Source organism: Actinobacillus arthritidis (assembly GCF_029774155.1).
Classification (GTDB): Bacteria; Pseudomonadota; Gammaproteobacteria; order Enterobacterales; family Pasteurellaceae; genus Actinobacillus; species Actinobacillus arthritidis.
Map to the genome: position 1 here is coordinate 1753747 of NZ_CP103833.1, position 13655 is coordinate 1767401.

Sequence of the window (13655 nt, forward strand, 5' to 3'; positions counted from 1 at the left end):
CGCCAAATTATTGCAAATTAGCACAATGTCATATTGTGATAAATTTGCAAAATACAAGCAATTTTAGACTGCTTGTTTGTTTTGTGCCTAAATGAAAAAACCGAACCAGTTTACTGATTCGGTTTGGGTTATACTAATATAACTTTTTATCTGCTTCTTCAAATCTCTCTTTTAGTTTCTTAAATACCTCACTATCACGAATTGCACTCGAATCCGTCAAACCTATTGAAATATAGTCTTCTCGATTAATAAAGCTTTCTAAAACTCCTAACTGATCTTCAGAAATATTATTACCCCTAATATCCAAACCATGTAAGTTAGGCAATTGAGTTAATAAATCGAACTCATCCCAACTAATATTGATAGACGTTTTTGGCAAGTAAAGTGTTTCTAAGTTTAGTAATGTCGCTATTTGAGCTAAAGCATCAGCTGTTACTTGTCTTTCATCAAGATATAACCCTTTCAGTTTAACCAGTTTCCCACAGTCAAATGCCTCAATCGCATTACAGTGATATTTCTCATCAAAATATCTACCGCCTAAATAAAGCGTTTCTAGATTTGAGAGTTGGCTAATTTCTGCCAATAAATGTGCAGACATATTGAGTTCGTGTAACGTTAAATCTTTGAGGTGCGTTAATTTGCTCAATGCAACATTTTCAAATGCTTTATCTTGCTTCTCTGCTTGACCATAAGAACCGCTAAAAAACAATCTTTCTAAATTTGGAATCGTCACGATTGCCGATAACAATTCCGCACTTACAGATTCATAATTTAGATTAAGTGTTTTGAGTGAAGTCAGGTTACTTAAATCAATACCCGATTCTTTTACTGCTACGTCATTGCCAGATAAATCCAGCTCTTCTAGTTTAGTAATCCTATTAATACCTAAGTTTAGATCTTCCAAACTAACCAATTTAGTTAATGGCTCAAAAGTATCCACCCCGCTTAGTAAATTGTTTTCTAAATTAAGGCTACACAAATTAGTCAGCGTTGATAATTCATTTAAACCACCTAAATCCTCAGAGATCTCATTACGAGATAGATTTAACCAGTAGAGTTGGGTAAGCTTACCTATGCCTTTTGGAACCGCTTCAAGATAATTGTAATAGAATGATAAACCCTCTAGCTGTTTTAGATAAGCCAATTTGTCAAGATCTTCTAAACCAAACAAATCGTCAGGTACCGTAATATCTTCTAGCGATCCGTCTGTAAAGTCACCTTCTTCATCGTAGTAGCCTGTGAAATAAGTCGCAACGAAGTTACCCATTATTGCTCTATCGTTCAGATCGACTTCACATTCCAATTCGTCGTTGTCGTTCCAAGTAGGGAATTCATCACAAATCTCATCTTCAAATTCCCACTTGCCATTACTTTTTAATAAAAGGAATTTTACAGAATTAGATAAACTAACCCACTAATCCCAATCAGCGTCAGAAATAAGATTATCTTCATCGAAGGGTTTACTGGGCGTAGTGGTTTGTTGAACATTTTGCACTTCATCGCCTTGCGAATCCCCATTCAAGAAATTGATTAAACGGCTACCGAATTGTTGTGTCGTCCAGCCATTGTCATATGCCATGCCGATTTTCTCAGCAATTTGGCGTAGCCCCGCTTTGGTATTATCGCAGGTAATCGCAATGCTATTATCTTCCGCTTGCTCAATCACAAAGTTACCGTGCTTGGCAGACTTTTTCACACCGCTTTCATCTTCAACTCGCACGTTGCGTTCTACGCCATTAAGATGATTAATCAATTTGCTACCCAAAGATTGCGTATTTTCTGCATCATAAGCCATTCCGACTTCGTCAGCAATTTGGCGTAACCCTTCTTTGGTGTTATCACAAGTGATAGAAATTGCGTTGTTTTTATCTTGTGCAATGACAAAATTGTCGTATTTTGCAGATTTTTTAATTTCAGACATAATTTTTCCCTTATTGGAATTTTGAAATAATTTAAATTTGAGTTGTTGCAATAAGGTAGCCACATTTAAGAAGCTACCTTTAAATTGTTAAAGAGCTTTTGAAGAAATTTGTCTCCCTTTTTCGTCGAAAGTGAAAACTGTCTTATTTCTCACAACACTCAACGTAGTTGAGGTATAACCGTGTAGCTCACATGGTTTACAAAAAAGCTGTCTATTTCCGTTATAAACATAAACGGTGGAACCTTTTTGAACTGCTGATGTAATTGCCATCATTTTCTCCATTGTTGGCTAATTAAATAAATAAAAAGATAAGAATTAATAATTTGATTAAATATGAAAAACTTTCGTAAAAAAGAAATTTTGTGCTATTTAAGCAAATAATTCATCGGTGATGACCTCAACGCCTCTTTATCTATTCATCAGCCTAGCAACAAAATCAAAAAACTCCTTGGAGGGATAATCAATGAAATGGATTTTACAGTTGTTTTTTTTTTGCACAATATTTTATCATAAAATCGCCAAACAACTGATTGAATATCAAGCAATCGATTACTTTTGGCAATAATGTTGATAGTAAAAATAAAGGCTAAGATTGAAAAATCTTAGCCTTTTCACGATTAAATCACAAAAATACAAGCGGTCTAATTTAGGAAAAAATTGACAAATGAAAGGGAATACAAAAACAAAACCCCCAGCATTGCGCTGAGGGTTTTTTAATTAATTTTGTTGATTAAGCTACTGCTTTTTCAACAACACGAACTAATTTATGTGATTTAGTTTTAGAAACAGGACGACATTCCTGAATTTCTACTACATCACCTAATTTAGCTTCGTTGTTTTCATCGTGTACGTGTAATTTAGTAGTACGACGAATGAATTTACCGTATAAAGGGTGTTTCACTGTACGTTCGATAGCAACTACAAATGATTTGTCCATTTTGTCGCTAACTACTTTACCTTGTACTGTACGAATTTTATCAGTCATTACTCACCCGCCTTTTCGGTTAATACAGTTTTAACTTGTGCAATACTACGACGCACTTGTTTTAACTGATGGGTTTGTTGAAGCTGACCGGTGGTCGCTTGCATACGCAATTTGAATTGTTCACCTAAAAGGTTGATTAATTCAGCATTCAGCTCTTCAACATTTTTGTTACGTAGTTCTTGAGCTTTCATTACATCACCGTCTTAGTTACAAATGTGGTTTTAACTGGTAATTTCGTCGCCGCTAACGCAAATGCGTGACGTGCGATTTCTTCAGAAACACCATCCATTTCATATAAAACTTTACCCGGTTGGATTAAAGCTACCCAGTACTCAACGTTACCTTTACCTTTACCCATACGGACTTCTAATGGTTTTTCAGTAATTGGTTTGTCTGGGAACACACGGATCCAGATTTTACCTTGACGTTTAACCGCACGTGTCATTGCACGACGTGCTTGCTTCGATTTGACGAGCTGTTAAACGGCGGCGACCAACTGCTTTTAAACCGAATGTACCGAAGCTCACTTCTGTACCGCCCGCGATACCACGGTTACGGCCTTTGTGTACTTTACGGAATTTTGTGCGTTTTGGTTGTAACATTCAGTGATTCTCCTTATTTACGACCTTTGCCACGTGGCGCCTTTTTAGGCTGTGCCGCTGGTTCTTTTTCAGATTCAATCACTGCGACCATACCACCGAGGATTTCACCTTTGAAGATCCACACTTTAACGCCGATTACGCCGTAAGTTGTGTGAGCTTCTGCAGTGTTATAGTCGATGTCTGCACGAAGTGTATGTAATGGCACACGGCCTTCACGATACCACTCTGAGCGAGCGATTTCTGCACCACCTAAACGACCGCTAACTTCAACTTTGATACCTTTAGCACCTAAACGCATTGCGTTTTGTACTGCACGTTTCATTGCACGACGGAACATTACACGACGTTCAAGTTGAGAAGCGATGCTATCTGCTACTAATTTCGCATCTAGCTCAGGTTTTTTCACTTCAGCGATGTTGATTTGAGCAGGAACGCCAGCAATTTGAGATACTGCGTTACGTAATTTTTCAACATCTTCGCCTTTTTTACCGATAACGATACCAGGACGAGCTGTGTGGATAGTTACACGAATGCTTTTTGCAGGACGTTCAATAGTGATACGTGATACTGAAGCGTTCGCTAACTCTTTATTTAAGAATTTACGTACTTTGAAATCGCCGTCTAAGTTATCAGCGAAATCTTGTGTATTCGCGAACCAAGTAGAGTTCCATGGTTTAACAATACCAAGGCGAATACCATTAGGATGTACTTTCTGACCCATTTGTTATTCTCCTACCGATTAACGATCTGACACAACCACAGTAATGTGGCTTGTACGTTTTAAGATACGATCTGCACGACCTTTAGCACGTGGCATAACACGTTTCATGCTTGGACCTTCATCTACGAAGATTTTAGCAACTTTAAGATCGTCTACATCTGCACCATCATTGTGCTCTGCGTTTGCAATAGCTGACTCTAATACTTTCTTAACTAAAGCGTACGCTTTTTTGTTAGTGAAAGTTAAAATTTCTAATGCTTGCGCAACTTTTTTACCGCGAATTAGGTCAGCAACTAAGCGAGCTTTTTGTGCAGAGGTACGAGCGTAACGATGTTTAGCAATAGTTTCCATCTTTTACCTCTTATTTCTTAGCTTTCTTATCTGCGGCATGACCGCGGTATGTACGAGTCGGTGCAAATTCACCTAATTTATGACCGATCATTTCGTCTGATACATAAACTGGAACGTGCTGACGACCATTATGGACTGCGATGGTCAAACCAATCATTGATGGAATGATCATTGAACGACGGGACCAAGTTTTAATTGGTTTTTTATCCCCGCTTTCCACCGCCTTCTCTACCTTCTTCAACAAGTGTAGGTCAAGGAAAGGACCTTTCTTGAGGGAACGTGGCATTGGACTATCCTATATTATTGAATAAAATTATTTGCCACGACGACGTACGATATATTTATCAGTACGTTTGTTGTGACGAGTTTTCTTACCTTTGGTTTGAACGCCCCAAGGTGTAACAGGGTGTTTACCGAAGTTACGACCTTCACCACCACCGTGTGGGTGGTCTACCGGGTTCATCGCAGTACCACGAACTGTTGGGCGAACGCCTCTCCAGCGGTTAGCACCTGCTTTACCAAGAACGCGAAGCATATGTTCTGAGTTACCTACTTCACCGATGGTTGCAGTACACTCAGCTAATACTTTACGCATTTCGCCTGAACGAAGACGTAAAGTTACATAGTTACCTTCACGAGCGATAATTTGTACATAAGCACCAGCAGAACGTGCAATTTGACCACCTTTACCAGGTTTTAATTCAACGTTATGAACTGTAGTACCTACTGGGATATTACGCATTGGTAACGCATTACCTGCTTTAATTGGAGCTGAAGCACCTGCTTGAATCGTATCACCAACAGATAAACCTTTTGGTGCTAAGATATAACGGCGTTCACCATCTTTATAAAGCACTAATGCAATGTTCGCAGAACGGTTTGGATCGTATTCTAAACGCTCAACTACTGCTGGGATATCTAACTTGTTACGTTTGAAATCCACTAAACGGTAGTGTTGTTTGTGACCGCCACCAATGTGACGAGTTGTGATACGACCTAAATTGTTACGACCACCAGTTTTAGATTTGCTATCTAATAAAGGTGCATAAGGTTTACCCTTATGTAATTCTGCGTTAACAACTTTAACTACGTGACGACGACCAGCGGAGGTCGGCTTACATTTAACGATAGCCATTTATAAATTCTCCTCCGTAATTACTCTGCCGCACCTTCAACGAAGTCAAGTGATTGACCTTCTTGAAGAGTAACATAAGCTTTTTTCCAGTCACTACGACGACCTGATTTAGCACCGTGACGTTTAGTTTTACCTTTAACAACAACAGTACGTACAGAATCCACTTTCACTTCAAATAGTTGCTCAACTGCGTTAGCAATTTCAACTTTGTTAGCATCTAATGCCACTTTGAAAACGATAGTGTTGCCTTTTTCAGCATTATTCGTCGCTTTTTCAGAGATATGTGGTGCTTTAAGCACTCTTAGCAAACGTTCTTGTTGAATCATGCTAACATCTCCTCAATTTGTTTTACCGCATCAGCTGTGATAACCACTTTATCGAAAGCGATTAAACTTACTGGATCGATACCTTGAACATCACGAACGTCTACTTTGTATAAGTTACGTCTTGCTAAGAATAGATTCTCATCTAAGTTTGCAGTAATGATTAAAGCGTCGTTTAACGCTAAATCTTTTAATTTTTGTACTAATACTTTAGTTTTTGGTGCTTCGATTTCGAATTTCTCAACAACCACTAAACGTTCTTGACGAACTAATTCAGAAAGGATGCTTTTGATTGCACCACGGTACATTTTTTTGTTCACTTTTTGGCTGTGATCTTGTGGTTTCGCGACGAATGTGATACCACCTGAACGCCAGATTGGTGATTTGATATCACCTGAACGTGCGCGACCTGTACCTTTTTGACGCCAAGGTTTTTTACCTGAACCAGACACTTCAGCACGAGTTTTTTGAGCACGTGAACCTTGACGAGCACCTGTCGCATACGCAACAACTACTTGGTGGATTAACGCTTCGTTAAACTCACGTCCGAAGGTAGTTTCAGAAACAGTTAGTGCGTTTGCACCTACAACTTGTAATTCCATCTCTATCTCCTAGACTTATGCTTTAACTGCTGGTTTTACGATAACATCACTATTAGTTGCACCTGGAACAGCACCTTTAACTAATAATAATTTACGCTCAGCATCTACACGAACAACTTCAAGTGATTGAACGGTTACACGCTCAGCACCTAAGTGTCCTGCCATTTTTTTACCTTTAAACACACGACCCGGAGTTTGGTTTTGACCAATAGAACCAAGTACACGATGTGATAAAGAGTTACCGTGGGTAGCATCTTGGGTACGGAAGTTCCAACGTTTAACACCACCTTGGAAACCTTTACCTTTAGAAGTACCAGTAACATCTACTTTTTTAACATCTGTGAAGATGTCAACATTGATTTCTTGACCTAAAGTGAATTCTTCACCTTCAGTACGAAATTCCCATAAACCGCGACCAGCTTCAACACCTGCTTTCACGAAATGGCCTGCTTCCGGCTTAGTTACACGATTCGCTTTTTTCGAACCTGTAGTAACTTGAATTGCAGAATAGCCATCGTTTTCAAGGGTTTTAACTTGAGTAACACGGTTGGCTTCGATTTCGATAACGGTAACTGGAATTGACACGCCGTCTTCAGTGAAAACGCGGGTCATACCAACTTTACGACCGACTAAACCAATCATTGTAATAACCTCTTAAAATTCCCAATTAACCTAGACTAATCTGAACGTCAACGCCAGCGACTAGATCTAAACGCATTAATGCATCAACAGTTTTTTCTGTTGGTTCAACGATATCAACTAAACGTTTGTGAGTACGGATTTCATATTGGTCACGTGCGTCTTTGTTCACGTGTGGAGAAATCAATACAGTAAAACGTTCTTTACGAGTTGGTAAAGGAATTGGACCACGAACTTGTGCACCAGTACGTTTAGCTGTTTCTACGATCTCCGCAGTAGATTGATCAATTAAACGATGATCAAATGCTTTTAAGCGGATACGGATTCTTTGGTTCTGCATTAGACCAGAGCTCCAATTAAAATTTAGCTAATAAAAAAACCGAACTACCACTTAAGCCATATAGCATAAGGGAGCGCAGTTATACCTATATAGTTTCCAAATCGGAAACATTGTATGTACTACAATATCTGTAGTACCGCTTGATAAATGATTACACCAAGCGACTTTAAAATCTTCGTATCTACATCGTAAATACGATGAGCGTTAAAGTGTGCGTATTCTATGCGAATCTATTTTAAAAAGCAAGCATTAAGCTCTAAATTTTTCAGAAGTGGACTGACCTTTTTGTTATTTCAAAATTTACATTATTGACATTAATTGATTTTATTTGCAATAATATTTCTCAAGCTATCAACACTACCTAATTAAACCAAGATAGTCGTTTTTATTTAATGTATTAAGGAGATGATAATGGCAATATCAACAAAAAAGTTACAAGATTTAAAAGATCTGTTTTCTACACTTGGACATATCAGTTTTAGAAACTATTTTTCTTATATCGGTATTTTTAAAGATAATACGATGTTTGCACTCTACGATCAGAAAAATGAGGCAATTTATATCCGTAAATCCATAAAATATTATCCTGAAATTTCTCAGACGATTCCGGTTCATTTTTTAGTAGACCGCCGTATAGGTTCACAACAATCACGTATTTTCTATCATCTTCCCCAAATCATTATCGATACTATTGATACATACTTACATTGGATTCAGTCTGCGATTGAAGAATATCAAGTGACAAAAACAAAATTGGAAGACCAAAATAAGAATAAAATTCGCTTATTACCGAATATGAATATTAATATAGAGAGACTGCTCTCTCGTATTGAAATTTATACTGTTGATGATCTAAATAGTGTAGGTATTATCAACGTCTTCGTTAAGCTTATTTCGCAAGGTGTAGAAGTCGGTGAATTATTACTCTTTAAACTTTACGGAGCGATTAAGCATAAATATGTTTATATGATTTCTGAACAAGAAAAACGCACATTGTTACTTGAAGCAGATTCAGCATTATATAGTGCTGGTTTACGTAAACGCTTTACTATCTAAATTCCCTCTAACTTTTATCAATTTATGATCCATATCACAAAACCAATAAAAAACCAGAAAGGAATGTTTTAAGCCTGTTCCTTTCTTCCGATCTCGGTGCTACCATCCTACCTATAAATCATTAGTTTTTTAATTAAATCTATTTTTATCCATAGGAGAACACAATGGAATTCCGTATTGAAAAAGATACCATGGGCGAAGTTCAAGTACCGGCTAATCGTTATTGGGCAAAGACAAACCGAACGTTCACGTAATAACTTTAAAATTGGTCCTGAAGCGTCAATGCCAAAAGAAATTATTGAAGCATTCGGATACTTGAAAAAAGCAACGCATTTGCAAATACAGATTTAGGTGTTTTACCTGCAGAAAAACGTGATTTAATTGCTCAGGCTTGTGATGAAATCCTTGCCGGTAAATTAGACGCAGAATTTCCACTCGTAATTTGGCAAACCGGTTCAGGTACACAATCTAATATGAACCTAAACGAAGTGATTGCAAATCGAGCACATGTTATTCACGGTGGTAAATTAGGTGAGAAATCAGTTATTCACCCAAATGATGACGTGAATAAATCACAATCATCAAATGATACCTATCCAACAGCAATGCATATTGCGGCTTACAAAAAAGTTGTTGAACAAACGATTCCTGCAGTAGAACGTTTACAAAAAACTTTTGCAACAAAATCAGAAGCCTTCAAAGATGTGGTAAAAATCGGCCGTACTCACTTAATGGATGCGACACCGTTAACTTTAGGCCAAGAGTTTTCCGCTTATGCAACACAATTACATTTCGGTTTAATCGCATTAAAAAATACCTTACCGCATTTACGTCAAATGGCATTAGGCGGTACAGCGGTAGGTACTGGCTTAAATACTCCGAAAGGTTATGATGTAAAAGTTGCAGAATATATTGCCAAATTTACCGGTTTACCGTTTATTACCGCAGAAAATAAATTTGAAGCACTTGCAACTCACGATGCTATTGTTGAAACACATGGTGCGTTAAAACAAATTGCGATGTCTTTATTCAAAATCGCAAATGACATTCGTTTATTAGCTTCAGGTCCTCGTTCTGGTATCGGTGAAATCTTAATTCCTGAAAATGAACCGGGTTCATCAATTATGCCGGGTAAAGTAAACCCAACCCAATGTGAAGCAATGACAATGGTAGCAAGACAAGTATTAGGTAACGATACCACTATTTCATTTGCAGGTAGCCAAGGTCACTTCCAATTAAATGTGTTTAAACCGGTGATGGCGGCAAACTTCTTACAATCTGCTCAACTTTTAGCGGATGTTTGTATTTCATTTGATGAACATTGTGCGACTGGTATCGAACCGAACTATCAACGTATTAAACAACAACTTGACCAATCATTAATGTTAGTGACTGCATTAAATACGCATATCGGTTATGAAAATGCGACTAAAATTGCAAAAACTGCACATAAAAACGGTACAACCTTAAAAGAAGAAGCAATTAACTTAGGTTTGGTGACCGCAGAACAATTCGATGAATGGGTTCGTCCTGAAGATATGGTGGGTAGCTTAAAATAAGCTATACATATTAAATATATTAAGTTAAGGGCTATCGGATGATAGCCCTTTTTTATGCTTAATAAGCGGTTTGATTTTGCCCAAATTTTACAAAATTTTGTCTAAAAACGACCGCTTGTTACACAAGGAATATATAGGGCAATATATTCATTATCCCAGCAGTTGTGATCGCCAAAATAAGCTTAGATAAACCAAACATTAGCCCTTGGTTTTCACCTTTATCCAATTTAACCAACATATTCGCTAAGGCGGTATTAGCAAATAAACTAACCAATGCAAAGATTATCAGGTATAAAAAAGCCGTAAGTTCCGAAATATATTCCAACGCATAAAACCACGGCACAATCAGTAATGCAATAAGTATCGGTGCAATATAATTTAGTTTGACCACACCAAGATTGACCTTACGAGAGAACTGTGCCTGCGGCAGTACCGCAATCAGATTATTGATAAAAAATGCGATTGGCACTAATTCTTGCTGATCCAAAAGCTCAGTAAAAATGTAAGGAAAAATCACATAAAATGCTGACCCCATACCGAGCGGAATAAATAGTAATAAATGCACAAAAATAAACCGCTTGTTAATCACTTCGCTAAACTGAGCAAAGCGGAAAGGAGTAAACCGGAAATTGCACTTTCTTCTCGGCATAGTTTGCCACATAAAAAGTAACATCGTCACTTCAATTGCACAGCTACACCAAATCAACCATTCCGCTTTTTGATAATGAATAAACGGAATGGACACTAACGGTGCAACCATAGACGCCATACTGGAGATTTTGAGAAACTTCCCTTGCGCTTTGGTTTTAGACGCATAATTATCCTCGGCAGAAGAGAGTAAAAATGCCCTCGCATTCGTACTAAACAGTGTGCTACCTAAACCAAAACAGAATGTCGCAAGTAGTAGTAACGCATAATGATCGGTCGTCAGTAACAAAATATAGGCCAATGAATCGAGTAAACATCCGAACAGCATAATCGGCATTCGCCCAAAACGATCGCCCCACGAGCCGGCAAATAAAGAAAAGGCTTGGCTAGCAAAAACCAATAACGAAAATGCACTAGCAATTTGTGTCGTGTCAAACCCTTTATACTTTGTGAGATAAATAAAAAATACGCTCTGCATTGCGGTATAGGCGAGTCCGGAAAAGAACCTACGCCATAAAATAATATTTTGCATATCCATATTATTTACCTTCTATATTTATTAAGCTCTGAAATCTCGCTTACGAATCCCAAGTACAAATAATGAACTAAAATAAACAATCGTCGCTAGTACGATTAGCCAAACTAGCCAGTATACTTTTACCCAAGTTGTCATCGCATGCCACCCTTCTAAACTTGGTGAGAAATAAGCAACTAATGCCCCCATTAAGCAAGCCGAAATAGCGACTTTTAATACAAAGAGCGCAGTTTTTACGGTAATACGATAAGCTCCTTCTTTAGCAAGACCACGATAAAGTAACGAAGCATTTACCGGCGCCGAAAGTGCCGATGCCATTGCCAAGCCTAGATAGCCGAATGGAATGGCTAACACACCAAAACAAATATTACAAATGGTGGCGATAATGCCGATTTTGACCGGTGTTTTGGTATTTTGGCGGGCATAGAAACCGTTTGCCAAAATACTGATTAACATATAACTGTTTAAGCCTAGGCACATAATCCATAAGGCATGAGAAGTAGCAACTACATCAGATAAACTGAATTTGCCTCGCATAAAGATAGTCATCATTAACGGCTGTGCCAATACCGCGATACCAATCATCGCAGGAATACCGAGTAATAACACCATTCTCACTCCCCAATCCATCGTACCTTGAAATTCCACCGCACGTTGTACTTCGTCAATTTCTTTCTTTTTCGCAATACGGGATAAACTCGGTAACACCACCGTAGAAATCGCAATACCGAATAGCCCAAGTGGAAACTCAATTAAACGATCGGAATAATATAACCAGGTAATCGAACCGGTCACTAAAAAGCTAGCGATCACTTGATTGATTAATAGGTTGAGCTGGGTAACGGAAACCCCGAACAACGCCGGAAGCATTAAGTTACGAACTTTAGTGACCCCTTCATCTTTCCACGCCCATTTCGGTTTAACGAGTAAACCTTCTTTTTTCATAAATGGAATTTGGAATAGGAATTGCAACAAGCCGCCGAGAAAGATCCCCCAAGCTAAGGCAACATCAGGTTGTTCGAAGTAATCCGCACCAAATAACGCCATACTGATCATCGCAATATTCAGTAATACAGGCGAAAATGCCATTACGCCAAACTTACCTATAGTATTTAATACTGCCCCCGAAAGTGCCACAAAGGTAATAAACCATAAATAAGGGAAAGTGATTTTCAGTAATAATGAAGCTTGAGTGAATTTTTGGGCGTCTGGACCGTCATTGACCCAATCCATAAACCAGCCGGTACCGAATAAAGCGGCAACTACCGGTGAGCCAATCATTGCCACTAAGGTGACAATTGTGACTAAACCACCTAATGTGCCAGACACTTTGGCGACAAATTCACGGGTTTTATCTAAATCGTTATCGGCATTATATTCGGCAAGTACCGGCACAAATGCCTTTGAAAATGCCCCTTCTGCAAATAAACGGCGTAAAAAGTTCGGGATACGATTGGCAAAGAGAAAAACATCCGACATTGCACCGGCACCAAGTAAGCCGGCGATAACCACATCACGCACTAATCCGAGAATACGAGAAATCAGCGTCATTGAACTGACGATCATTCCTGACTTTAAAAGTTTTTTGCTCATAGCGTTAAATTAAAATAAATTAAAGAGTGACAGTTTAACAAAACCATTTGGATAACAGGAAATAAGTTAAACTTTTTTGATCTTTATCGGATTTAATACAAGCGATTTACTTTAATAACTTTTTACAAAATTCTTCGCAGATCCGACCGCTTATATTAAGATCCTTATATAAATTGCATAGAATTTTATCAGTTTGTTATAGGAAAATCAGAAAAAAACTGTTAAAATCTCCGCCTATCGTTTTCTTACTAGCAAAACGGTGTTATTTTCAAGCACGTGTCTCGTTGAAAATGAATTTAAACTATCGATAGCTAAACATAAACCAAAGTTTATGTTTTTTAATTTTTACACAGATATTTTAGGAGTTTGACCTTGGCTAATATCAAGTCAGCAAAAAAACGTGCGGTTCAATCTGAAAAACGCCGCCAACACAACGCAAGCCAACGCTCAATGATGCGTACATTCATCAAGAAAGTATACGCGAGCAGTAGCGACGAGGCGATAAAGCGACTTCACAAGCGACTTTCGTTGAAATGCAAAAAGTAGTGGACCGTATGGCATCTAAAGGCTTAATCCACGCTAACAAAGCGACTAACCACAAAGCAAAATTAGCGACTCAAATCAAAAAATTAGCGTAATTGCTTT

15 protein-coding genes and 3 pseudogenes are annotated in these 13655 nt (G+C 38.1%); 3 read left to right on the forward strand and 15 right to left on the reverse strand.

The annotated features are described in order from the left end of the window. Positions 1–133: 133 nt before the first annotated feature. From NYR89_RS08355 to rpsJ, 13 genes and pseudogenes are all read right to left on the reverse strand, one after another. Positions 134–1267, reverse strand: a complete 1134-nt coding sequence (locus NYR89_RS08355) for a leucine-rich repeat domain-containing protein (protein ID WP_279445457.1) — start codon at positions 1265–1267, stop codon at positions 134–136. A gap of 147 nt (positions 1268–1414) precedes the next feature. Further along, entirely contained in the window at positions 1415–1921 is a 507-nt protein-coding gene (locus tag NYR89_RS08360) for a hypothetical protein (RefSeq protein WP_279445458.1), read from the reverse strand. Positions 1922–2651: 730 nt separating this feature from the next. Then, positions 2652–2906, reverse strand: a complete 255-nt coding sequence (gene rpsQ, locus NYR89_RS08365) for a 30S ribosomal protein S17 (RefSeq protein ID WP_010945713.1) — start codon at positions 2904–2906, stop codon at positions 2652–2654. Continuing rightward, positions 2906–3097, reverse strand: a complete 192-nt coding sequence (rpmC, locus tag NYR89_RS08370) for a 50S ribosomal protein L29 (protein ID WP_279445459.1) — start codon at positions 3095–3097, stop codon at positions 2906–2908. The genes rpsQ and rpmC overlap by 1 nt, the downstream gene beginning before the upstream one ends. Further along, positions 3097–3508: pseudogene (gene rplP, locus NYR89_RS08375) on the reverse strand (50S ribosomal protein L16). The gene rpmC and the pseudogene rplP overlap by 1 nt, the downstream one beginning before the upstream one ends. A gap of 13 nt (positions 3509–3521) precedes the next feature. Continuing rightward, positions 3522–4229 (reverse strand): 30S ribosomal protein S3, encoded by a 708-nt coding sequence (rpsC, locus tag NYR89_RS08380; protein WP_279445460.1) that lies wholly within the window; start codon positions 4227–4229, stop codon positions 3522–3524. An 18-nt stretch (positions 4230–4247) separates the two neighbouring features. After that, the gene (gene rplV / locus NYR89_RS08385) at positions 4248–4580 is read right to left on the reverse strand and encodes a 50S ribosomal protein L22 (protein WP_279445461.1); all 333 of its coding nucleotides are present in this window, start codon (positions 4578–4580) and stop codon (positions 4248–4250) included. A 10-nt stretch (positions 4581–4590) separates the two neighbouring features. Beyond that, the gene (gene rpsS / locus NYR89_RS08390) at positions 4591–4866 is read right to left on the reverse strand and encodes a 30S ribosomal protein S19 (RefSeq protein ID WP_005539416.1); all 276 of its coding nucleotides are present in this window, start codon (positions 4864–4866) and stop codon (positions 4591–4593) included. Between the two features lie 27 nt (positions 4867–4893). Then, entirely contained in the window at positions 4894–5715 is an 822-nt protein-coding gene (rplB, locus tag NYR89_RS08395) for a 50S ribosomal protein L2 (protein ID WP_014992368.1), read from the reverse strand. Positions 5716–5735: 20 nt separating this feature from the next. Continuing rightward, complete coding sequence (gene rplW, locus NYR89_RS08400; RefSeq protein ID WP_279445462.1) at positions 5736–6041, reverse strand: 50S ribosomal protein L23; 306 nt, start codon at positions 6039–6041, stop codon at positions 5736–5738. Continuing rightward, positions 6038–6640 (reverse strand): 50S ribosomal protein L4, encoded by a 603-nt coding sequence (gene rplD, locus NYR89_RS08405; RefSeq protein ID WP_279445463.1) that lies wholly within the window; start codon positions 6638–6640, stop codon positions 6038–6040. The genes rplW and rplD overlap by 4 nt, the downstream gene beginning before the upstream one ends. Before the next feature lie 15 nt (positions 6641–6655). After that, positions 6656–7282 carry a 50S ribosomal protein L3 gene (rplC, locus tag NYR89_RS08410; protein WP_005599280.1) on the reverse strand — a complete coding sequence of 209 codons (627 nt, stop codon included), beginning with the start codon at positions 7280–7282 and terminating at the stop codon, positions 6656–6658. 25 nt (positions 7283–7307) lie between these two features. After that, positions 7308–7619 (reverse strand): 30S ribosomal protein S10, encoded by a 312-nt coding sequence (gene rpsJ, locus NYR89_RS08415; RefSeq protein WP_279445464.1) that lies wholly within the window; start codon positions 7617–7619, stop codon positions 7308–7310. A 411-nt stretch (positions 7620–8030) separates the two neighbouring features. On the opposite strand from rpsJ, the gene NYR89_RS08420 reads away from it, so the two are divergent. Continuing rightward, a complete protein-coding gene (locus NYR89_RS08420) occupies positions 8031–8675 on the forward strand; it encodes a TfoX/Sxy family DNA transformation protein (protein ID WP_279445465.1) in 645 nt (214 codons plus the stop codon). Between the two features lie 164 nt (positions 8676–8839). Continuing rightward, positions 8840–10234: pseudogene (gene fumC / locus NYR89_RS08425) on the forward strand (class II fumarate hydratase). Between the two features lie 118 nt (positions 10235–10352). On the opposite strand, the gene NYR89_RS08430 reads toward fumC, so the two are convergent. Both NYR89_RS08430 and murJ read right to left on the reverse strand, forming a co-directional pair. After that, the gene (locus NYR89_RS08430) at positions 10353–11420 is read right to left on the reverse strand and encodes an MFS transporter (RefSeq protein WP_279445466.1); all 1068 of its coding nucleotides are present in this window, start codon (positions 11418–11420) and stop codon (positions 10353–10355) included. 21 nt (positions 11421–11441) lie between these two features. Then, positions 11442–13010: a murein biosynthesis integral membrane protein MurJ gene (murJ, locus tag NYR89_RS08435; RefSeq protein WP_279445467.1), complete on the reverse strand. Its 1569-nt coding sequence runs from the start codon at positions 13008–13010 to the stop codon at positions 11442–11444. A 372-nt stretch (positions 13011–13382) separates the two neighbouring features. On the opposite strand from murJ, the pseudogene rpsT reads away from it, so the two are divergent. Beyond that, positions 13383–13648, forward strand: a pseudogene (rpsT, locus tag NYR89_RS08440) (30S ribosomal protein S20). Positions 13649–13655: the final 7 nt, after the last annotated feature.